20 protein-coding genes are annotated in these 20201 nt (G+C 73.7%); 8 read left to right on the top strand and 12 right to left on the bottom strand.

Features of this window, described 5'->3' with window-relative positions; translation table 11 throughout:
- Positions 1–178: 178 nt before the first annotated feature.
- The 3 genes from H9652_RS10265 to H9652_RS10255 all read right to left on the bottom strand — a co-directional run bounded on the left by H9652_RS10265 (position 179) and on the right by H9652_RS10255 (position 2864).
- On the bottom strand, positions 179–1483 hold the full coding sequence (locus tag H9652_RS10265) for an alpha/beta fold hydrolase (protein WP_191796144.1): 1305 nt from the start codon (positions 1481–1483) through the stop codon (positions 179–181).
- Complete coding sequence (locus tag H9652_RS10260; RefSeq protein ID WP_191796143.1) at positions 1480–2439, bottom strand: zinc-binding dehydrogenase; 960 nt, start codon at positions 2437–2439, stop codon at positions 1480–1482. The genes H9652_RS10265 and H9652_RS10260 overlap by 4 nt, the downstream gene beginning before the upstream one ends.
- Positions 2440–2558: 119 nt before the next feature.
- Positions 2559–2864 carry a hypothetical protein gene (locus H9652_RS10255; RefSeq protein WP_191796142.1) on the bottom strand — a complete coding sequence of 102 codons (306 nt, stop codon included), beginning with the start codon at positions 2862–2864 and terminating at the stop codon, positions 2559–2561.
- A gap of 116 nt (positions 2865–2980) precedes the next feature.
- On the opposite strand from H9652_RS10255, the gene H9652_RS10250 reads away from it, so the two are divergent.
- From H9652_RS10250 to H9652_RS10225, 6 genes are all read left to right on the top strand, one after another.
- Positions 2981–3493 carry an RrF2 family transcriptional regulator gene (locus H9652_RS10250; protein ID WP_191796141.1) on the top strand — a complete coding sequence of 171 codons (513 nt, stop codon included), beginning with the start codon at positions 2981–2983 and terminating at the stop codon, positions 3491–3493.
- Between the two features lie 327 nt (positions 3494–3820).
- A complete protein-coding gene (locus tag H9652_RS10245) occupies positions 3821–5674 on the top strand; it encodes an FAD-dependent oxidoreductase (RefSeq protein ID WP_191796140.1) in 1854 nt (617 codons plus the stop codon).
- The gene (locus H9652_RS10240; RefSeq protein WP_191796139.1) at positions 5671–6177 is read left to right on the top strand and encodes a 4Fe-4S dicluster domain-containing protein; all 507 of its coding nucleotides are present in this window, start codon (positions 5671–5673) and stop codon (positions 6175–6177) included. Before H9652_RS10245 ends, H9652_RS10240 begins: the two co-directional genes overlap by 4 nt.
- On the top strand, positions 6174–7181 hold the full coding sequence (locus tag H9652_RS10235; protein WP_191796138.1) for an ABC transporter substrate-binding protein: 1008 nt from the start codon (positions 6174–6176) through the stop codon (positions 7179–7181). The genes H9652_RS10240 and H9652_RS10235 overlap by 4 nt, the downstream gene beginning before the upstream one ends.
- Positions 7178–8083, top strand: coding sequence for an ABC transporter permease (locus H9652_RS20300; protein WP_318244092.1), 906 nt, complete (start codon positions 7178–7180; stop codon positions 8081–8083). Before H9652_RS10235 ends, H9652_RS20300 begins: the two co-directional genes overlap by 4 nt.
- Entirely contained in the window at positions 8080–8820 is a 741-nt protein-coding gene (locus H9652_RS10225) for an ABC transporter ATP-binding protein (protein WP_191796137.1), read from the top strand. Before H9652_RS20300 ends, H9652_RS10225 begins: the two co-directional genes overlap by 4 nt.
- An 86-nt stretch (positions 8821–8906) precedes the next feature.
- Here H9652_RS10225 and H9652_RS10220 read toward each other — a convergent pair whose 3' ends face one another.
- Entirely contained in the window at positions 8907–9833 is a 927-nt protein-coding gene (locus H9652_RS10220) for a carbohydrate kinase family protein (RefSeq protein WP_191796136.1), read from the bottom strand.
- Between the two features lie 179 nt (positions 9834–10012).
- Here H9652_RS10220 and H9652_RS10215 point away from each other — a divergent pair, with 179 nt between their 5' ends.
- On the top strand, positions 10013–10150 hold the full coding sequence (locus tag H9652_RS10215) for a hypothetical protein (protein ID WP_191796135.1): 138 nt from the start codon (positions 10013–10015) through the stop codon (positions 10148–10150).
- 59 nt (positions 10151–10209) lie between these two features.
- Here the strand turns inward: H9652_RS10215 and H9652_RS10210 are convergent, their stop codons facing one another.
- Positions 10210–11265 (bottom strand): 5'-3' exonuclease, encoded by a 1056-nt coding sequence (locus H9652_RS10210; RefSeq protein ID WP_191796134.1) that lies wholly within the window; start codon positions 11263–11265, stop codon positions 10210–10212.
- Positions 11266–11534: 269 nt separating this feature from the next.
- On the opposite strand from H9652_RS10210, the gene H9652_RS10205 reads away from it, so the two are divergent.
- Positions 11535–12590 carry a 2,3-butanediol dehydrogenase gene (locus H9652_RS10205; RefSeq protein WP_191796133.1) on the top strand — a complete coding sequence of 352 codons (1056 nt, stop codon included), beginning with the start codon at positions 11535–11537 and terminating at the stop codon, positions 12588–12590.
- 156 nt (positions 12591–12746) lie between these two features.
- On the opposite strand, the gene H9652_RS20295 is transcribed toward H9652_RS10205, so the two are convergent.
- The 7 genes from H9652_RS20295 to H9652_RS10170 all read right to left on the bottom strand — a co-directional run bounded on the left by H9652_RS20295 (position 12747) and on the right by H9652_RS10170 (position 20141).
- Positions 12747–13412 (bottom strand): response regulator transcription factor, encoded by a 666-nt coding sequence (locus tag H9652_RS20295; protein WP_318244091.1) that lies wholly within the window; start codon positions 13410–13412, stop codon positions 12747–12749.
- Positions 13409–15562 (bottom strand): sensor histidine kinase, encoded by a 2154-nt coding sequence (locus H9652_RS20290; protein WP_191796132.1) that lies wholly within the window; start codon positions 15560–15562, stop codon positions 13409–13411. Before H9652_RS20290 ends, H9652_RS20295 begins: the two co-directional genes overlap by 4 nt.
- Before the next feature lie 185 nt (positions 15563–15747).
- Positions 15748–16440 (bottom strand): hypothetical protein, encoded by a 693-nt coding sequence (locus tag H9652_RS10190; RefSeq protein ID WP_191796131.1) that lies wholly within the window; start codon positions 16438–16440, stop codon positions 15748–15750.
- A 138-nt stretch (positions 16441–16578) separates the two neighbouring features.
- Positions 16579–17628: an alpha/beta hydrolase gene (locus H9652_RS10185; RefSeq protein WP_191796130.1), complete on the bottom strand. Its 1050-nt coding sequence runs from the start codon at positions 17626–17628 to the stop codon at positions 16579–16581.
- A gap of 76 nt (positions 17629–17704) precedes the next feature.
- Positions 17705–18136, bottom strand: coding sequence for a universal stress protein (locus H9652_RS10180; RefSeq protein ID WP_191796129.1), 432 nt, complete (start codon positions 18134–18136; stop codon positions 17705–17707).
- An 89-nt stretch (positions 18137–18225) separates the two neighbouring features.
- Complete coding sequence (locus tag H9652_RS10175) at positions 18226–18756, bottom strand: GNAT family N-acetyltransferase (protein WP_191796128.1); 531 nt, start codon at positions 18754–18756, stop codon at positions 18226–18228.
- Positions 18757–18842: 86 nt separating this feature from the next.
- The gene (locus H9652_RS10170; RefSeq protein ID WP_225228028.1) at positions 18843–20141 is read right to left on the bottom strand and encodes an AI-2E family transporter; all 1299 of its coding nucleotides are present in this window, start codon (positions 20139–20141) and stop codon (positions 18843–18845) included.
- Positions 20142–20201 lie beyond the last annotated feature (60 nt).

Genomic DNA, 20201 nt, shown 5'->3' with positions numbered 1-20201 from the left:
GAGACGGGGTGGGAGAGTAGGTCGCCGCCGGACAACCATTCACCAAAGGCCCACCCCAACAGGGGTGGGCCTTTGGCATACCCCCATTTCCACCCACGGCCCGTCGTTCCATCAAGGCGGCGGTCCACCGTCATTCCTCGCCTCGCTTGCGAGGCGACGCGGCGCGCCCCGCAGGCCGTCAGCTCCAGCCGTACCCCGCCAACCACCGGGTGATCTCTCGATAGAACCGTCGGCGCGGGCCAGGACCGGACAACGTGAGGTCGTGTATCCCCCCGGGAATGCGGGCGATCGTCACGACGGGTCCAAGGTTCGGTGCACGCCGGGCGAGGAGCTCGACGTCGAGCACGATGTCCGCCGCCCGCATGTCCTCGCTCCACCGCGGGCTGATGAGGGTGCGGTCGGACGTCAGGACGATGATCGGGCAGGTCACCGACAGCCCGGCCGCCACGGTCGCGTGCCCCTCGATGATCCCGCGCAGCCAGCCGGCACGGACGGGGAACGACGGCACGGGCCGCCACTCGGGGTTGAACTCCCAACCGCCGCTCTCGAGGTCGCGCAGCGTGCGCGCGTAGTACCCCGCGTCGATGTTCGGCAGCGGGGCCTTGGGCTGGAAGCGCGCGAGCTGGCGGATCGCCGGGGAGGACACCGTCCTGACCGTCGACGAACCCTGCAGCTCCAGCCACGGGCTGTTCAGCACCAGTCCGTGCAGGCGTCCCGGGTTGCGGTTCGCCCACAGGACCCCGGTGAGGCCGCCGGTCGAGTGGCCGACCAGCATGATCGAGGCATGCGTACCGAGCTCGGTGTGGATCGTCGCGAGCGCCGTCTCGAGGTCCTCGTCGTACTCGTGCAGGTGCTCCATGTACCCGGGGGTCTGGTGCGGCCGGAGGCTGCGCCCGTACTTGCGCAGGTCCACCGCGTAGAACGCTGCGCCCTGCGCGTGCCAGTACTCGGCGAGCTCGGTCTGGAAGAAGTAGTCGCTCCACCCGTGGACGTACAGCACCGCGCGGGCAGGGCGGAGGGCCTCCTCGGTCGGTGGGTCGTACCGGACGAGCGTCGCCACGACCTCGCCCTCGTCGTCGGGCGTGAGCTGGAGGGTCAGACGCCGATAGTCCGGCCCGAGGACGTCCTCCTCCCACCGCCCGCGCTGCGGTCGGACGCGCGGTCGCGGTGCCGGGCCGCGAGGCCCCGTCGGGACGAGCGCCGCGGCCTCGGCGAGCGGTGCCCGCAGCGACGCGAGGGTGAGGGTCCGGGGTGCGGTGGCCCGGGGGCGACGTCGGGACCCCGCGATGCGCGGCGAGCCCGTCCACTCGTGCGAACCCGCCGAGCCGGTCGCCCGCGACTCGCCGTCACGCAGCGCGGAGCCTGCCGCAGCCGCGTCGACGTCAGGTCCGACGTCGGCGGCACGGCCGGTCTCGCGCCCGGCCGGCGGTCGCCCCCGGGCCCCGGCGCGCGCCGGACGCCCCCGCTCCGCGTCCTCGGTCATGTCGTGAGCACGATCTTCCCGTAGTGCTCCCCGGCGTCGAGCCGTGCGAGGCCGGCCGCGGCCTGGGCGAGCGGGAAGACCTCGTCGACCGTGGGGCGCACGTCGGTGCGGGCGAGGAACCGCAGCAGGGCGGCGAGATCCTCGCGCGAGCCCATCGTGACACCGCGCACCGTGATCTCCTGGAAGAAGATGCGCGAGAGCTCTGCTGGGCTCGCGTCGCCCGAGGTCGCCCCCGCGACGACGACCGTCCCGCCCGGTCGGACCGAACGCATCGAGTGCGACCACGTGGCCTGGCCGACGGTCTCGATCACGGCGTCGACCCGCGCAGGGAGCCGGGCCCCGGGTTCGAAGACCGCGGACGCGCCGTGCTGCAGGGCCCGTGCCCGCTTGGCCGAGGAACGCGACGTCACGAACACCTCGATGCCGGCCGCGCTCGCGAGGCGCGTCGCGGCGCTCGCGACGCCGCCCCCCGCGCCCTGGACGAGCACGCGGTCGCCCGGGGCGAGCCCCGCGACGCTGAAGAGCATGCGGTACGCGGTGAGCCACGCCGTCGGGAGGCACGCCGCCTCGACGAACGTGAGCTCCGGCGGCTTGGGGATCAGGTTCTTCGTGGGCACGGCGACCTGCTCGGCGAGCGTCCCCGCGTACTTCTCGGACAGGAGCGTGCGCGACTCCGCGGGCCCCACCCCGTGCCCGTCGGCGCCGATCACGCCGTGGACGACGACCTCGGTCCCGTCGGGCGCGATGCCCGCGGCGTCGGTGCCGAGGATCATCGGGAGCTGCTCGGCGCGCAGACCGACCCCGCGCAGCGACCACAGGTCGTGGTGGTTGAGGCTCGCGGCCCGGACGTCCACCACCGACCAGTTCTCCCGGGGCTCCGGAGCGGGCAGGTCTCCCACGGTCAGCCCTGCGAGCGGGTCCTGCTGGTCGAAGTGCGTCACGTAGGCGGCAAGCATGTGTCCAACCTACGGTCTCCGGGCGCGGTGCGCGTCCGAGCCCGGGCGGGACACGATCCTCGTCCGGCCCGTGAGAACGCCCGTACCGGTACGGCCTCGGACAGCGACGGAGGCGCAGGTCAGCGGTGGATGCCGCCGGCGACGGGGTGCCACTTCGGTCCGTAGCGGCGCGTGAAGACCGCGCCGCCAACCTCGACCAGGGCGCCCGCCGCGGCTCGGACCGCGCGGGCGATCTCGGCCGCCTGGTCGTCGTCCTCGGCGAGGAAGCGCACGGTGACGCGGGCCTCGCCGCTCACGATCCCCAGGTCGTAGGACTCGACCTCGGTCCGCTCGCGGGCCGCGGCGGCGGCCGCGGGCAGCACGGCTTCCGGCGACGCCCCAGGGCGCAGCATCCCGACGACGAGGCTCACCCGGTACGAAGTCACCGCTGCACCTTCGCACACGTCGGGCGCCCGAGCCGAACTCGCACGGCCCTGGCCGTCGGGGCGCTTCACCCGATATTCCTGCACGATCGGAAACATGCCGTCGGCATACTGGGCCCATGCGCATCACCGCCAAGATCGACTACGCCGTCCGCGCGTGCGTGGAGCTCGCCGTCGCCTACGACGAGGGGTTCGTGACCGCGGAGCGCGTCGGCAAGGCGCAGCACATCCCGGGTTCGTTCCTCCTGGGCATCCTCAACCAGCTGCGCAGGTCGGGCCTGGTCGAGAGCCGCCGGGGCGCCGAGGGGGGTTTCCGTCTGGCGGCGGCCCCCGCGCGGATCGCGGTCGCGGACGTCATCCGCGCGATCGACGGCCCGCTCGCGAACATCGCGGGCGTCCAGCCCGAGGACACGTCGTACGCGGAGTCCGCGGCGGCCCTCCAGCAGACGTGGGTCGCGCTGCGGGTCGCGATGCGGTCGGTCCTGGAGAACGTGACGATCGCTCACCTCGCGTCGGGCACGCTGCCCGACGACGTCGCTCACCTCGTCGGGGACTCGGAGGCCTGGGTGACGCGCCCGTTCGGCGACGAGGTGGAGCTGCGGGGCGGGGGAGAGGACGCCCGCCGAGGGTGACGCTCGTGCCCGCCGAGGGTGACCGACCGTCACCCTCGACGAGCCGCAACGTCACCCTCGGCGTCGGATGTTCAACCGGTTCGACCCTGCGCGGTTAACACTGCGAAACCTTGTCTCATCCGTCAGCTCAATCTGGACCGTTTCGGTCCAGTTCAACTAGCGTCCCTCTCATGCACACCGAGCCGACGCACCGCGCGCCCCGCGCCACCGCGCCGGGCTGTTGCTGTCGACCCGTCTGACCCGACGAGACAGCCCCCCGCGCCGACCCCCACCGGCGCCCCTGTGCACCCGCGACCAGCTCGCGGCTCCCCCTGAAAGCGACCCCTCATGGTTGTGCCTTCTACCTCCCCCCGCTCTCCTTCGGTCGCCCGAGCCTCCTCGGGTCCCGGAGCGCAGCGACGCCCGCCGCGCCGCGCCCCTCGACCGAGCCTGGTCGAGGACTCCGCCGAGCACCTGCACCTGCACGCCGACGTCCTCGTGATCGGCGGCGGCCCCGCAGCGACCTGGTCCGCGATCGCCGCCTCCGAGCAGGGCGCGAGCGTCGTCCTGGTCGACAAGGGCTACTGCGGCACGAGCGGCGTCGCGGCGACCGCCGGCGTCGGGCACTGGCTCGTCCCGCCCGACGCCGAGCGCCGCGACGAGGAGATCACGCCGCGCGAGGAGCAGGGCGGGTACCTCACCGACCGCGACTGGACCAACGACGTCCTCGACGAGGCCTGGTACCGCACCGCGCTCATCGAGGGCTGGGGGTACGAGCGCACGCGCCGCTCGCGCCCAGCAGGCAACGGCGCCCGCGGCGGAACCACCGGTCCCGCACCCGCCCCGAACCCCTTCGCGCGCCGGCCCGGTGAGCGGTCGTTCTCGGGCTCGTCCCCGGACTACCTGCGCTTCCTGCGCGGCAAGGTCAAGAAGAACGGGGTCACGGTCCTCGACCACAGCCCGGCGCTCGAGCTCCTCGTCGACGGTGAGGGTGTCGTGTCGGGCGCCCAGGGCTACCAGCGCCAGACCGGGCGCGCGTGGCGCGTGGCGAGCGGCGCCGTCGTGCTCGCGACGGGCGGGACCACCTGGAAGTCGCACTCCCTGGGCGGCGACGTGAACACGGGCGAGGGCCATCTGATGGCCGCCGAGGTGGGCGCGCACCTGTCGAGCATGGAGTTCTCCAACTTCTACGGCATGGTCCCGTTCGGCACCTCGATGGACAAGAACGGCTTCTTCGTCACGGCGTCCTACTGGGACCACGAGGGCGCACCCATCGCGTACGAGAACCTGCACAAGAGTCGCGCCGAGCTGCTCGGCGCGTCGCTGCGCGGCACGATCACGGCCCAGTTCACGCAGTTCGGGCCCGAGGTCCGCCCGACCCTGCGCGCCGCCATGCCGAACTTCTTCATGGTCACCGACAAGCTGGGCGTCGACCCGTTCACCGAGCGCTTCCCCATGGACTGGGTCCAGGAGGGCACGGTCCGCGGCACGGGCGGCATCCACGTGCTCGACCGTGACGCGTGGACCGGCGTCCCCGGCCTGTACGCGGCGGGCGACGTCGCGGCCCGTGACCGGGTGGTCGGTGCGGCGACCGGCGCGGGCGGCCCCAACCTGGCGTGGGCCGTGGCGTCGGGCACGTGGTCCGGCCGGGCCGCGGCCGCCCGGGCGCGGGACCGCGGCCCGTCGTCCCGCGGGCAGCGCCTCGAACCCACGGGCACGCTCGGTCTCCGGCCCGACGGCGGCGCGCACCGCCCGCGGTCGGCCCCGGCCAGGGAGGGGGCGTGGCGCGAGATCACCGCCGCGGTCCGTGACGAGATGCTGCCCATCGACAAGTCGGCCTTCCGCCACCACCACGGCCTCGTGCGCTCGCTCGACACGCTCGACGAGCTGTGGGACCGCGCGGGGACCGAGCTCGTGCCGTCGGACGTGCGCAGTGCCGACGCGATCCGCACGCGCGAGACCGCGGGCATGCTCGCGATGGCGCGCTGGGCCGACCGGACGGCGCTGCACCGCACCGAGACCCGCGGCATGCACACCCGCACCGACTTCCCCGACACCGACCCGCGACAGGCCCGGCGCCTGCTCACGGGCGGGCTGCGCGACCTGTGGGTGCTGCCGGACCCGGAGCCGCCCGTGACCGGGGACGCTGCGGCGCCGTACGCCGCTCCCACCCCACCGACCTGGACCGAGGAGGCGTCGTGATCGAGATCCTCAACGCCGCGCGCTGCACGTCGTGCGACATCTGCGTGCGGATCTGCCCCACCAACGTCTTCGAGCCTGCTGCCGACGGTGGCGTGCCGACCATCGCGCGGCACTCCGACTGCCAGACCTGCTTCCAGTGCGAGGCGTACTGCCCCGAGGACGCGATCTTCGTGTCCCCGTCGCGCACGCCCGAACCCGCAGGCTCGCCCTTCCTCGACGAGGCCGACCTGCTCGACCGCGACCTCCTGGGCCTGTACCGGGACCGGGTCGGGTGGCGGCGCACGTCGCGACGGCAGGACGACACCGGGGACGCCCGGACCACAGGCGCCGCCACCCGTGACGGGGCGCCTGGCGAGGTCCTTGCCTCCGATGTCGACTACCACCGTGCAGCCGCGCTCGCCCCGGCCACAGCCCCCCTCGACCGCACTTCCGACGACCGCGCGTCCCTCGACCGCACCCCACCGGACAGCACCACGAACCCCCTCCAAGGAGCCCCCTCATGAGCCGGAACCGCACCCTCGCCGCCCTGGCGTCGTTCGCCCTCGTTGCCGCGCTCGCGGCCTGCTCCACCTCGGAGGCCGCGACGCCGTCGGGCGACGGGTCGGGAGCCGCCGCCGAGCTCACGCCCCTGACCACGGGCGGTCCCTGGAACGGCGTCGCGGGCAAGACGCCCGTCGCGACCGGACCGTTCGGGTACGCCGTCGAGACCGGGATCGCCGACGCGATCCTCGCCGAGCACGGCTTCGAGTACGAGGGCTTCGTCGGGTTCAACAACGGGCCGCCCGTGGTCCAGGCCCTCCAGACGGGCGACATCCAGGTCGGCTTCATCGGTGACACCCCGGCCACGCAGGCCAAGGCGAGCGGCCTCGACGTCCCGGCGCTCGTCATCGCCAAGCCGTCCTCCGACATCTGGTTCCTCACCAGGACCGGCGGCGTGACCACGATCGACCAGCTCGCGGGCAAGAAGGTCGGGCTCCAGTTCGGCTCGAACTTCGACAAGTACGGCCGCGCGGTCCTGGAACGGGCCGGTGTCCTCGAAGACGTCGAGCTCGTCAACCTCCTGTTCGCCGACGCCCTGCCCGCGCTGCAGCGCGGCGACATCGACGCCGTCCCGGTCCCCGCGACCACGGCCGGGATCTGGCGCCTGGCCAACGACTTCCCGGTCCTGTCCAAGGCGAGCGTCGACGACCCCGACCTGCTCGCGACCAACGTCTCGCTCACCTCGCGCGAGACCTACGACGCGAACCCCGAGCTCGCAGCCGCCGTCTGGGACGTCACCGAGGCCGGCGTCGCCAAGATCGAGGCAGACCACGACGCCTACGCCCAGTGGGTCTTCGATGCCACCGGCTCACCCGTCGAGGTCGTCAAGGAGGCCGAGCTCTGGCAGTACGGCACCCAGGCGATCGACCCCGACGGGCTCAAGACCGTGCAGTCGACGCTCGACTTCCTCGTCAGCTCCGGGGCCGCCCCGAAGGTGTTCGACGTCAGCACGTGGGGCGTCGAGTGACCACCGGCACGACGACGTCGCGCGCCCGCGCGGAGACGCCCCCGGTCGCTGCAGCGACAGCCGCCGGTACGGTGCCGGCCACCGCCACGGGTGCGGCCGGGGCGCGCAGGGGCGCGACGTCGTCGGGCAGGCGGAAGCGCTCACCACGCGACGTGCTGCTGCGCGCCTCGGTGCCCACCGCGATCCTCGCGCTCTGGTTCCTGGGTTCTGCCCAGGGGTGGATCGACGAGAAGCAGTTCCCCGCGCCCTGGCAGGTCGGCGACGCGTTCGTCGAGCTCGTCTCCACGGGTGTGCTGTGGGAGAACCTGTCGGTGTCGCTCGGGCGCGTGGCCGTGGGCTTCGCGATCGGGGGGCTGCTGGGGCTCACGCTCGGCGTCGTCGCCGGGCTGTTCCGCCTGGGCGACCAGCTCCTGGACCCCACGCTCCAGATGCTGCGCACCATCCCGTTCCTCGCGATCGCGCCGCTCCTCATCCTCTGGTTCGGGATCGACGAACGACCCAAGATCATCATCATCGCGGCCGCCGCGCTGTTCCCGCTCTACCTCAACACCCACAGCGGCGTGCGCAACGTCGACCGCAAGATCCTCGAGGCCGGCAAGGTGTTCGGGCTGCGGGGGCTCGGGCTCGTACGGCACGTCATCCTGCCCGAGGCCATCCCGTCGGTCCTCGTGGGGCTGCGGGTGTCGCTGTCGGTATCGCTGCTCGCGCTGATCGTCGCGGAGATGTCCAACGCGCCGCGCGGCATCGGGTTCCTCATGGTCTCCGCGCAGCAGTACTTCCAGATGGACGTGCTCGTCGTGTGCGTCCTCATCTACGCGGTGTGGGGGCTGTCCGTCGACCTGGTCGTGAGGCTCCTCGAACGCCTCCTGCTGCCCTACAAGCGACTCGGGAGAAAGCCATGAGCACGCCGACCGTCCAGGACCTCGCCGCGCCGACCGTGCGGGTCGAGAACGTCGGGAAGTCGTACGGCGACCGGACGATCCTCTCCGACTTCTCGCTGACGCTGCGGCCCGGCGAGTTCGTCGCGCTGCTCGGCGCCAGCGGCAGCGGCAAGACCACGTTGCTGCGCATCCTCGCCGGGCTCGAGGCCCACGACACCGGGACCGTCGAGGCTCCGGCCGAACGGACCGTGGTGTTCCAGGAACCGCGCCTCGTGGCGTCCAAGCGCGTCGGGTCCAACGTGATCCTCGGCCAGCGGGCCACACGCGACCGGCGCGCTGCCGCCTCGGCGGCACTCGTGGAGGTGGGTCTCGGCGGGCGCGAGGCCGCCTGGCCCACGACGCTGTCCGGGGGCGAGGCGCAGCGCGTCGCGCTCGCTCGGGCGCTCGTGCGCAACCCCCGGCTGCTGCTGCTCGACGAGCCGTTCGCCGCGCTCGACGCCTTGACGCGCATCAAGATGCAGGCGCTCGTCGCCGAGCTGTGCCACGAGCACCAGCCCGCCGTGCTGCTCGTGACGCACGACGTCGACGAGGCAATCCTGCTCGCCGACCGCGTGGCCGTGCTCCAGGACGGGAAGGTCGGGGTCGAGCTCGAGGTGCCGTTCGACCGGCCGCGGCGCCGAGGGGTGCCGGGGTTCGGAGACTTCCGGCGACGGCTGCTGCTCGAGCTGGGGGTCGAGGAGGCGATCGGGGCGGCGTGAGGGTGACGTGCTGGGTCGCCGAGGGTGACGGCAACGCCCGCCGAGGGTGCGTCACCTTCGGCGGGCAGGTACGTCACCGTCGGCGGTCAGGCCTGTAGCTCGTCCCGTCGCGGCGGGTTCGCGCCCGCGCGCGAGACCGTGATCGCGGCGGCCGCCACGCATCGTTCGAGCACCGCGGTCAGCCCCTCCAGCTCGATCCCCCGGAGCGCCTCGCGCCGGTCGCCGCCCAGGAGGTTCCGCTCCCAGAGCCCGTCGACGAGCGCCCCCATGAAGGTGTCGCCCGCGCCCACGGTGTCCACGACGTCGACCCGCGGTGCCGCGACCCAAACCTCGCCCGCCGCGCACACCGCGACGGCTCCCTCGCCGCCGAACGTCACGACGACGACCGCCGGCCCTCGGGCAGCCCAGGTCCGGGCGACCTCCACGGGGTCGGCGCCTGGGTGCAACCACTCGACGTCCTCGTCGCTGACCTTGACGACGTCCGCAGCAGCGACGAGCGGTTCGATCCGGGCGAGCGCGGCCTCGGGGGTGCCCATGAGGCTGGGGCGGGCGTTCGGGTCGTAGGTGATGGTCGCGTGGTCGCGGGCCGAGAGGACGAGGTCGTGGACCGCGGTCGCACCGGGTTCGAGGACCGCGGCGATCGATCCGGTGTGGACGGCGAGCGTCGAGTCGGTCGCCGCGGTGCCGGGGGCCAGGTCCCACGTGATCGCGAAGTCGTACGTCGCGGCCCCCGACCCGTCGAGGACCGCGCGCGCGACGCTCGTGGCGGCGGCGCCGTCGGACCCGGGGGTGAGGGCCACGCCCGAGCCGGCGAGCCAGGCGCGGATCGTGTCGCCGTGCTCGTCGCGGCCGAGGTGGGCCGCCAGCCGGACGTCCCGCCCGAGCCGGCCGAGGGTCAGTGCGACGTTGGCGGGGCTGCCGCCGGGGTGCTCGGCGGTCGTGCCGTCGGCACGGCGGACCTCGTCGACGAGCGCCTCGCCGACGACGAGGACGTGCGGGGCGTGAGAGGGCATCAGGGCTCCAGGCCGGTCGGGGGCGACGTCACCGTACGATCCTGCACCGATGACAGCGGTGTCAACCACCGTGAGGCCAGAGATCTGCACGGCACCGCCGGCTTGTGGGACCCTCCTTGCAGCGCATCGACGCGTGACGGGAGCCCCCGCTGCGGACGGCGCCGACCAAGGGAAGTGCAGTGGACATCAAGCCCTGGCAGGTCGTGAACCTCGTCGTCGTCGTGGCGATCGTGGTCTTCGTGGTGATCGTCGTCCGGGCGTTCCTGGGCGGCCTGCGCGGCGACGAGCATCGTCGCCACCGAGCGCCCCGCCGCTGACGACCCTCGCCGCACAGCCGCACAGCCGCACAGCCGCACAGCCGCACAGCCGCGCACGCTCACCGCACCGACGCGAACGCCTCCAGGACCCGGTCCACGCTCGACCGCAGCCCCCACCGCGAGGCGAGCTCGTCGAGGGCCGCAGCGTCCGCGGGCGCGGACGGGACGTCGTCGGGCACCAGGGGGATGGGTGCGTCGCGCGCGACCTGGACCACGAGCGGCGCGACGGCCAGGTAGTCCGCGGCCTCGGTGAGCCGGCGGCGCTGCGTCGGGCTCAGGCCCGGGTCGCCCTCGTCACGGGCGCGCAGGATGCCCGCGAGGTCGCCGTACCTGGCCAGCATGCCCGCCGCGGTCTTCTCGCCGATGCCCGCGACGCCCGGCAGGCCGTCGCTCGGGTCGCCGCGCAGCGCGGCCATGTCGGCGTACGCCTGGCCGGACGTCACGCCGTAGCGCTCGGCCAGGCGCTCGACGTCCACGACGTCGAGCTTCTTGAGGCCGCGCGCGGTGTACAGGACGCGCACGGGCACGTCGTCGTCGACGAGCTGGAACAGGTCGCGGTCGCCCGTGACGACCTCGACCGGCCCGGTGTCGGGCGACGCAGGCCCGACGGCGCCGCTCGCCCCGGGCTCTCCGCCCGCCTCGCGCAGGGCGCGCCGACGGACCGACTCGCGCTCGACGAGCGTGCCGATCACGTCGTCCGCCTCGTAGCCGGGGCAGCCGACCCGCGCGACACCGAGGGCGGCGAGGACGTCGACGATGATCGGGACCTGTGCGGTCAGGGCCTCGGGGACCTCCTCGATGCCCGTGGTGCCGGGGACCTCGGTCGCGACGCGGTGGGCCTTGTAGGACGGGATGGCGTCGACGCGGAACGCGGGGCGCCAGTCGTCGTCCCAGCAGGCCACGAGGCGCGCGGGCCGGTGCTCGGCCACGAGCACCGCGATGGTGTCGAGGAAGCCCCGCACGGCGTTCACGGGCGTGCCGTCCGGGGCCTTGACTGAGTCCGGGACGCCGAAGAAGGCGCGGAAGTACTGCGACGCGGAGTCGAGGAGCAGCAGGCCGCCGCTGCCGGGGAGCTGGGTGTCGCGCAGGGGAGCGGGCGTCGCCGGGTCCGTCATGGTCCCCAACGTACCGGCGGCCGCCCACGGGGGCCGCTCCGACGTGACCGGGTCTTCCCGCCGTCGGCCGGAGCGCCGCAGCGCGAACCTCTCGGCGACGGTGATCTGACGCCAGGACGAGGGCCATGTCACATCCGGTTCGGGACCTTTGGCGGGCTTTTCCCGCAGGTCACGCACCTATGGTGACAAGAGCCCAGGGCTCCCGGACGGCACCTTCCGCGCCGCCTGTCAGGAACCCAGCGACCAACGAGAGAAGGCGTGGCGAGGACATGAAGGCTGCACGATTCCACGGACGACGAGACATCCGCATCGAGGACGTCCCGGCCCCCGAGCTGCGGCCCGGCGCGGTCGCGATCGACATCGCATGGTGCGGGATCTGCGGCTCTGACCTGCACGAGTACCTCGAGGGGCCGATCTTCGTCCCCGCACCTGGGCGCCCGCACCCGCTGACCCGCGAAGAGATGCCCGTGACGATGGGGCACGAGTTCTCCGGCACCGTGACCGCGCTGGGCGAGGGCGTCGACGACCTGACGGTCGGCGAGTCCGTCGTCGTCGAGCCGTACGTCGTGTGCGGCGAGTGTGCGCAGTGCGAGGCCGGCAACTACCACCTGTGCGTCAAGATGGGCTTCATCGGCCTGGCCGGCGGTGGCGGTGGACTCTCGGAGAAGGTCGTCGTCGACCGTCGCTGGGTCCACCCCGTGGGCGACATCCCGCTCGACCAGGCGGCGCTCATCGAGCCCCTGTCGGTCGCGCACCATGCGGTCGTGCGCTCGGGCGCCCAGGCTGGTGACGTCGCGCTCGTCGGTGGCGCGGGCCCGATCGGTCTGCTCACGGCCGCGGTCCTCAAGGCACGTGGCGTCACGGTCATCATGTCCGAGGTCTCCGAGGCGCGGAAGACCACGGCACGCGAGACGCACGTCGCCGACCACGTCGTCGACCCCACGCAGGACAACCTGATCTCCCGCGTCCGCGAGATCACGGGCGGCAAGGGCGTCGACGTCGCGTTCGAGTGCACGAGCGTCAACGCGGTCCTCGACCAGCTCTTCGACGCGGTCCGCCCCGCGGGCGTGATCGTGGTCGTGTCGATCTGGGGCAAGACCGCCGCGGTGGACATGCAGAAGCTCGTCCTCAAGGAGATCGACCTGCGGGGCACGATCGCCTACGTGCGCGACCACGCCGAGACGATCCGGCTGGTCCAGGAGGGCAAGATCGACCTGGCGCCGTTCATCACGGCGAAGATCCCGCTCGAGGACCTCGTGAGCAAGGGCTTCGACACGCTGGTCCGCCGCAACGAGACCGCGGTGAAGATCCTCGTCCACCCGTGACGGGCTCCCTGCCCGACGCCGGAGCGCACCCCCGCCGCGGAAGGTGCGCTCCGCCGTCGGGCCGGCGTGTTGGGCGCTGAGTGCATGATTGCGCTGCGACACGCCCGGCGAGTCGCAGCCGGATCATGCACTCAGCGGGGCGAGGCCACCGCCCGCTCAGCGGGGCGAGGCAGCCCGGTCCGGGACCAGGCCCGCCTCCCGGGCCGCCACGATCGCCGCCGCACGGTCGCGCAGCGACAGCTTGGCGAGCACGCCCGCGACGTAGTTGCGCACCGTCTTGGTGCTCAGGGTCAGCCGCCGCGAGATCGCGGTGTTGTCGAGCCCCGCGGCGACGAGCGCCAGCACCTCGCGCTCCCGGTCGGTGAGCTGCGGGAACGGCACGGCCGCCCGCGCGCCGCCCAGCACGTTCGCCACGGCCCGCGCCGCGACGCCCGGCGCGAGGATCAGCTCGCCGTTCGCGACGGCCCGCACGGCCCGCTCGACCTCGTGCGGCGACGCCGACTTCACGAGGTACCCGCGCGCGCCGGCGCGCAGGCAGGCCGCGACGGAGTCGTCGTCCTCGTGCATCGTCATGACGAGCACGGGCACGTCCGGGCGGGTGCGCACCAGGTCCCGTGTGAGCTCGACGCCCGACCCGTCGCCCAGGTCGAGGTCCATGACGACGAGGTCCAGGTCGCCGGGCGCGTCCAGGACGTCGCGGGCCTCGGCGGCGCTCGCCGCCTGGGCCACGACGCTGACGCCGTCGAGCGAGTCGAGGAGCGCCGCCATCCCGATGCGGAACACGGGGTGGTCATCGACGAGGGCCACGCGGATGAGGCTCACAGCACGACCTTCCGGGGGAGGACGGCCCGCACGCGCGTGCCGCGCGGTGCGAGCGAGGTGATGTCCAGCGTCCCACCGAGCTCCTCCGCGCGCTCCCGCATGGCCCGCGTCCCGACGCCGGCGCGCGCGTCCTGCCCGACGCCGAAGCCCTCGTCGTCGCACGTCACGACCAGGTGCGTCCACCCGTCGAGAGTCCCGGGCAGGCTCGGAGGGTGGGCGGAGACCTCGACGCGGCAGCCCGCGGCCCCGCTGTGCCGGGACGCGTTGATGACGGCCTCGCTCGCGATCGCGTAGGCCGCGGCGGCGACGCGCGTGTCGAGGTCGTCCCACGGCCCGCACAGCAGCTCGACCGCGAAGCCGCCCGCGTCGTGGTGGTCGGCGAGGTCGTGCAGCGCGGCCTCGAGCCCGGCCTCGTCGAGGGCGGGCGGGAGCAGGCTGCGCGAGAGGGTGCGCACGTCCCCGACCCGCTGCTCGACCTCCCGCTGGAGCGCCTCGAGCACGGCGGCCGCTGCGGTCGGGTCGGTCGCGAGGGTGTTGCGTGCACCTTGCAGCCCGAGCCGCAGCCCGCTCAACCACGGCCCGACACCGTCGTGCAGCTCGCGGCGGACGAGTCGCCGTTCGGCGAGGCGCGCCCGGGTCACGGCGTCCTTGGCCTGTTCGAGGTCGCGCGCGCCGCTCGCGAGCGCGAGGCCCGCGGCGACCACGGGCACGAGCTGGGCGAGCGCGTCCCGGGTCCGGCCGTCGAGCCGCTCGCCCGCGCGGGGAGTGACGGCGAGGTCCCCGAGGACCCTGCCGCCGTGCTCGACGGGCACGTGCGTGACGTGCGTGCTCGTCGGGCGACCCCAGGTCGCCTCGACGGTCGGGGGAGACCCGCCGGCCGCGGTCGGTGCGCCGTCGGCCGGAGCGGGCGGGGGAGGCCCGCCGCTCGTGAGCGTGACCGACTCGAGCTTGAGCGACTCGCCGGTCGAGGCGACGAGGCCGTGCAGCAGCTCATCGGCCGTCGCCGCGACGCCGAGCTGGCGGCCCATGCGCAGCACGGCCCGACCGGGGTCTGCGGTCTCGCCGTAGACCAGGGAGCGCACGCGCCGCTGCAGCCACGTGCGCGCGGGCTGGACCGCGAGGACGACCCCGACGGCCGCGAGCACCTGGGCGAGCGGCCGGCTGCCGACGAGCGCCGTCACCATGACCACGAGCGTGACGTAGACCGCGACCAGGGCGAGCGTCAGGAGGGCGCCGATCGTCGCGCGGCTCAGCGCGAGGTCGAGCCCCCACAGCCGGTTGCGCAGGACCGAGACGAGCAGCGCCGCGGGGAACAGCGCCTGGCACGCGAGGTGCGTCAGGGGCAGCGCGAGGATCACGTCGGGAGAGTTCCACGTCCCGAGCAGCGGGAGGAACGACAGCGCCATGATCGCCGTGCCGAGGGCCAGCAGCCCGAGGCCGCGGCGTTCCTCGGGCGGACCGTGCCGGTGGCGCCACCACGTCGCGGACGCGGTCACGAGCCCCATGACGACGACGCCGAGGATGGCCGGACGCGGGTCGTCGACGGGGGCGAGCAGGAAGAACAGGATCGAGGCGGCACCGCCCGCGACCCCGAGCCACGCGCCCACGGACAACGGGTGGTCGCGCACGAACCACGGCACGAGCACGAACAGCCCGATGGTCCCCGGCACCCACGCGAGACCGTACGCCGCGGCGAGCGGTTCGAGCGGTGGCAGGCCGGGGTGCGTGCTCGCGAAGCTGCGCCAGCCCCCGCCCAGCGCGGCGAGACCGCCGCCGATGCCCGCGAGCGAGACCAGCCACCCGACGACGTGCCGCCGCCGCGACAGGATGATCGCGCCCACCGAGCCGTAGACGAGCGCCACCATGGCGTCCACGACGACGAACAGCAGGTCGCCGAGCAGCACGTCCACGCCCGACGTGAGCTGCAGGACCAGCGCCGAGACGCCGAGGAACCACGAGGCGACGGCGACGGCGAGAGCCGTCCGGGGCAGGCCGCCGGTCCCGAGGGCGGCTCGGCCGAACGCCGACCGCCGCCAGGACCGGCCGGCCGGAGGCGCCGGAGCGGCCGCCGCAGCTCCCGCGCGAGCGCCCGCGGGCACGCCCCGTCCGCCGGACGGGTCCGGTGGCTCGTCCCCTGCGACAGCGCCCACAGCGCCACGGTAGGGGGCGCGACCACCCGGGCGACAGGGGTCGGGAGCGATTCCACCCCCACCTCGGACGGCACGGCCACGACCGGCCCCGCCCCCGGAGAGCGGGGCGGGACCGGTCGCGTGGCCCGGGGCGGGCCGTGGGGGCGGTGACAGGTCCACGGTGGTGGGCTGCGCCGTCGGGCGGGTCAGCGCCGGTCGCCCAGCGCGAAGCCGAGCGCCGCGACCGTGAGCCACAGCGGGCCCACGAACCCCGCCATGTACTGCAGTGGCGAGATGCCCACGAGCAGCGTGAGGCCGCCCAGGAGCAGGCTCACGACCCCGATCCAGCGCGGTGCGGCACCGTGCCGCAGCGAGGCCACGGCCACCGCGACCGCGGTCAGTCCCGCACCCACCCACAGCCACGGGATGGTCGCGATCCAGTCGGCGTAGAACGCGCCCGACTCGGGGACGATCTTGTCGAGCTCGGCGAACCCGAACATGAACTGGGTGTCGAGCCCCGAGCCCATGAGCGCCGCGACCGACGTCAGGACGAGGCCCGAGCCCGCGACCGTCGGCAGGAGGCTGCCCGCCGGGGCCTGGACGTCGAGGCGACGCTTGAGCCCTGCCGCGAAGATCAGGACGAGGATCGCGACCAGGACGGTCGCGGTGTGGAAGACGAGGAGCGTGGACGTCTTGCCCGCGAGGTCGGCGACGACCGCGTCGGCGTCACCCGCGGTCTGCTCCCAGTTCGCGCCGAGCGCCATCGAGGCCTGGATCGAGACGATGCCCAGGACGCCGGCCGCGACGCCGGTCCACGCCCAGGCGCGGGAGGCGCGGGCCGGATGCCCATGGGCGAGGTCGGTGCCGGGCGTGACGGAGGTTGTCGGTCGTGCGGTCATGGTGGACCCCTGCGTGTCGTGGGGCCGGGCCCGGGCGGGCGGCGGCCGTGGGTAGTTGACACGACGAGCGTGGGGCGGGACGCGTCCCGGGCGGCAGGGGCGGATGTCCCGGGAGGCTGGGCGGTTCTCCCGGGCAGATCAGCCCGTCGTGTGCTTCGCGAGGAACTCCAGGCTTCGGTCCAGGGCGACCTGACCGGCGGCGGTCGAGAGGTCGAACTGGTACTCGTGGCCCAGCCCCGGCTCCTCGCCGTCGGGCTGGAAGAGCGCCTCGACCTCGACACCGACCGCCCCTAGCCGCGCGGACAAGGCCTTGCCCTGGGGAGTGAGCGGGTCGGCGTTCCCGCCCGTGAGGAAAGCGGGCGGGAAGCCCTCGGTCACGTGGTGCGTGACCGAGGCCGGGGCGAACCTCGGGTCGTCCGCGAAGGCCTTGGTCCCCGAGTACGACCACAGGACGGTCTCGAGGAACCACGACTCCGCGCCGCCGGCCGAGGTGTCCACGAGCGCCATGTCGTAGGCGCCGCAGTGCAGGACCACGGCCGCGAGCTGGTCGGGGCCGATCGAGGGGGCGATGCCCAGCGCCTCGGCGTAGTCCGGGCTCGTGACCGCGGCGGCGACCTGTGCGCTGATCTGCGACCCCGCCGAGTCGCCCGCCAGCACGATCCGCCCGGGGTCCACACCCAGCTCCTCGGCGTGCGCGGTCACGTGGGCGAGCGCGTCGTTGAGCTCGACCAGCGGTGTCGGGTAGGTCGCGCCGGGCGCGACCGAGTAGTCGATCGCGACGACCGTGTACCCGTGGCTCGCCACGATCTTCGCGTAGTTCGCGACCTGCTCCTTGCTCCCGGAGACCCACCCACCGCCGTGCGTCCACACGACGGTGGGAAGCGGGCCGACGGCGCTCGCGGGCCTGTGGACGTCGAGCCGGGCGTCGGGATCATCGGCGCGGTAGGGGACGTCGGTCGTGCTCACGACGTCGGACGGCACGAGCGCCGCGAGCTTCTCGTTGGTCTCGGTACCGCCCTTGTCGAACGCGTACCGGATGAGCAGCGCCGAGGGCCACGGGCTGACCTGAGACGCGACGAACGTCCCGAGCGCGACGACCCCGAGCGACGCGCCGACCCAGCCGAGGGCGCGCGGCCAGCGACGGTGCGCGGTACGGGAGGCTGTCGAGGTCGCGCTCGGAGAACCCATGCCCGGAGCCTAGCGACGCCGGCGGGGCGAGGGTGCGTCGCCGTGGAGGGTGTCGCGCGGCCGCCGGCGGGGGTCGTCAGTCCTCGTCCGGCTCGCCCTCGGTGGGCGCGGGCAGCACGGGCAGCACGACGACGGGCCGGTGCTGCAGGTGCGACAGCCGGCCGGCGACCGAGCCACCCAGGGCCTCGTTGCGCCACCCGTCGGCCCCGGCACGGTGCGCGCCGACCACGACGATCGCGGCGTCGTGGCTCACCGCGGCCTCGTCGAGCTGGCGTGCCACGTCGCCGTCGCCCGCGACGACGAGGGTCCAGCCGACACCCGTCCCGTGCAGTGCTCCGTCGAGCTCGGCCTTGAGCTGCTGCTCCGCGCGGCCGTCGTCGGGTACCGGCCCGACGTCCACCCACACGCACACGACCGTCGTCCCCAGGGCGTGCGCGAAACCGGCGGCGCGCTGCACGATGTCCGGGTGCTGGCCCGGGTGCACTCCGACGAGCAGGGGTCGGATCATCTGTCCATCGTGCCACGGGCGTGCGGGATGCGTCGGGGGGAGCCGCCCGACGGCGCCGCGCACCCCGGGCGGCGAGTCCCGCCGGGGAGTCAGCCCAGCGAGCGCTGGAGCAGCACGGTGTCGAGCCACCGGCCGTGCTTGAACCCCACGCGTTCGAGGCGCCCGACCTGTCGGAAGCCCAGCTTCTCGTGGAGCACCACGGACGCGGGGGAGTCGGCGTCGCTCACGACCGCGACGAGCTCGCGCACCCCTGCCTCCGCGGCCGCGGTCAGGAGGGCGGTCAGGAGCGACCGGCCGAGGCCGCGGCCCTCGCTGCCGGGGGCGAGGTAGATGGTGTCCTCGCCCGTCGCCGCGTAGGCGGGCCGCTCGCGCCATGCACCCACGTACGCGAACCCGGCGACGTCGTCGGGCAGGCCCGGGGCGCCCGGCACGGTGACGACCAGGAACGGGCGACCCGCCGCCCGCAGCGACTCCCACCGCTCCTCCCAGCCCGCGAGCGGCAGCGGCTCGGTCTGGAACGTCGAGACCGTGTGCAGGACGTGGTGCGCCGCGATCTCCGCGACCGCGGGCAGGTCGTCGCGGGTCGCGGGACGGACGGTCGCGGTAGGTGCGTCGGTCATCCGGGCACACTAGCGCTGCCGGTCACGCGGGGGTGATGTCGTCTGCACGACGAGCGCGGCCGCTCCGGGCCGACGTCGTGCTGGCGCTACTCGATGCCCTCGGCGTGCCGCTCGTCGACGGTGCGCGCGGCGTCGCGCCCGGCCTTGCGGTTCGCCCGACGGCGTCGCGTCAGTCCGCCGTCCTTCTCGTCCGGGTCCTCGTCCGGGTCGTCGCCCTTGCCGTGGCCGGGGTCGTGCAGCATGTGGGAGTCGACGAGCTCGTGCCGCTGGATGTACGTGTTCGCGACGGCCTGGATGGTCGCGGCGATCGGGAGCGACAGGAACGCCCCGAGCGCGCCGAACACCGCCCCGAACGCGAGCACGACCACGAACGACACCGCAGGGTTCATCTCCAGGGCCCGCGCCGAGACCTTGGGCGAGAAGTACAGGTTCTCGAGCTGCTGGTACGCGACGATGAAGATGAGGACCGCGAGGGCCTGCGGCAGCCCCTGCGACGTGAGCGCCACGATCACGGGCAGCGCGCCACCGATGTACGTACCGATCGTCGGCACGAACTGCGACACGACGCCCACGAACACCGACAACGGCAGGGCGTAGTCGGTTCCGAGGATCAGCAGGAAGACGAACGTGAACACGCTCGACAGCGCAGCGAGGACGATGCGCGAGTTGATGAAGTCGGAGACCTTGACCTGCGTGATCTCCCACAGGCGCAGGACCTCCTGCTGACGGTTCGGCGTGAGCCAGCGGCAGATCGCGACCCGGAACTTGGGCCCCGCCGCGAGCAGGTAGTACGTCACGAGCATGATCGTCAGGAACGCGAAGATCACGCCGACGATCGTCGTCCCGACGACCAGCGCACCCGACGCGACGTCCTCGCCGAACTCGTTGAAGCCCTGCTTGAGGAGCTCGTCGGAGCTCGGGATGTCGACGTCGAACCTCGTCGAGACGAACTCCTGGATGTCGGTGTAGAGGGCGGGGATCGACTGGACGAGCTGGACGAGCTGCTGCACGAACAGGTTGCCGAAGAGCGCGAAGATGCCCACGACCACCACCAGCCCACCCAGCAGCGCCGTCGCCGCGGCCGCACCGCGCCGCCACCCGTGCCGGACCAGCCACACCACGATCGGCTCGAGCGCGAGGGCGATGAAGAACGCGATGAGGATGTTGACGCCGAGGCTCTCGAGGGTGCCGATCGCGTACCAGGCGAAGATCCCGACGAAGACCGCGACGACGGTCATGAAGAGCGCGCGCGGCAACCACCGGGGAGGCTTGCGCGGGTCGTCGGCGGAGAGCGCCAGGAAGTCTCGGGGCCGGTCGGGGTCGGTGACCGGGGCGGCCGACGCCCCGGGGGCCGGCTCCGGAGTGGTGCTCGCGTCGCTCGTCATGGGGCGAACGTAGCGAACGCACGCGCACGCGTGGTGCGCCCACGCCGTCGGGCGGGAAGG

Origin of the sequence: Oerskovia rustica, assembly GCF_014836555.1 — a bacterium.
Taxonomy (GTDB): Bacteria; Actinomycetota; Actinomycetes; order Actinomycetales; family Cellulomonadaceae; genus Oerskovia; species Oerskovia rustica.
This window is presented reverse-complemented; position numbering and strand designations above follow the sequence as displayed.

Excerpts from the sequence above, each read along its gene's own strand:
- H9652_RS10265 (WP_191796144.1), bottom strand. The coding sequence starts at position 1,483 with ATGACCGAGGACGCGGAGCGGGGGCGTCCGGCGCGCGCCGGGGCCCGG.
- H9652_RS10260 (WP_191796143.1), bottom strand. The coding sequence starts at position 2,439 with ATGCTTGCCGCCTACGTGACGCACTTCGACCAGCAGGACCCGCTCGCA.
- H9652_RS10250 (WP_191796141.1), top strand. The coding sequence starts at position 2,981 with ATGCGCATCACCGCCAAGATCGACTACGCCGTCCGCGCGTGCGTGGAG.
- H9652_RS10245 (WP_191796140.1), top strand. The coding sequence starts at position 3,821 with ATGGTTGTGCCTTCTACCTCCCCCCGCTCTCCTTCGGTCGCCCGAGCC.
- H9652_RS10235 (WP_191796138.1), top strand. The coding sequence starts at position 6,174 with ATGAGCCGGAACCGCACCCTCGCCGCCCTGGCGTCGTTCGCCCTCGTT.
- H9652_RS10225 (WP_191796137.1), top strand. The coding sequence starts at position 8,080 with ATGAGCACGCCGACCGTCCAGGACCTCGCCGCGCCGACCGTGCGGGTC.
- H9652_RS10220 (WP_191796136.1), bottom strand. The coding sequence starts at position 9,833 with ATGCCCTCTCACGCCCCGCACGTCCTCGTCGTCGGCGAGGCGCTCGTC.
- H9652_RS10210 (WP_191796134.1), bottom strand. The coding sequence starts at position 11,265 with ATGACGGACCCGGCGACGCCCGCTCCCCTGCGCGACACCCAGCTCCCC.
- H9652_RS10205 (WP_191796133.1), top strand. The coding sequence starts at position 11,535 with ATGAAGGCTGCACGATTCCACGGACGACGAGACATCCGCATCGAGGAC.
- H9652_RS10190 (WP_191796131.1), bottom strand. The coding sequence starts at position 16,440 with ATGACCGCACGACCGACAACCTCCGTCACGCCCGGCACCGACCTCGCC.
- H9652_RS10185 (WP_191796130.1), bottom strand. The coding sequence starts at position 17,628 with ATGGGTTCTCCGAGCGCGACCTCGACAGCCTCCCGTACCGCGCACCGT.
- H9652_RS10180 (WP_191796129.1), bottom strand. The coding sequence starts at position 18,136 with ATGATCCGACCCCTGCTCGTCGGAGTGCACCCGGGCCAGCACCCGGAC.
- H9652_RS10175 (WP_191796128.1), bottom strand. The coding sequence starts at position 18,756 with ATGACCGACGCACCTACCGCGACCGTCCGTCCCGCGACCCGCGACGAC.
- H9652_RS10170 (WP_225228028.1), bottom strand. The coding sequence starts at position 20,141 with ATGACGAGCGACGCGAGCACCACTCCGGAGCCGGCCCCCGGGGCGTCG.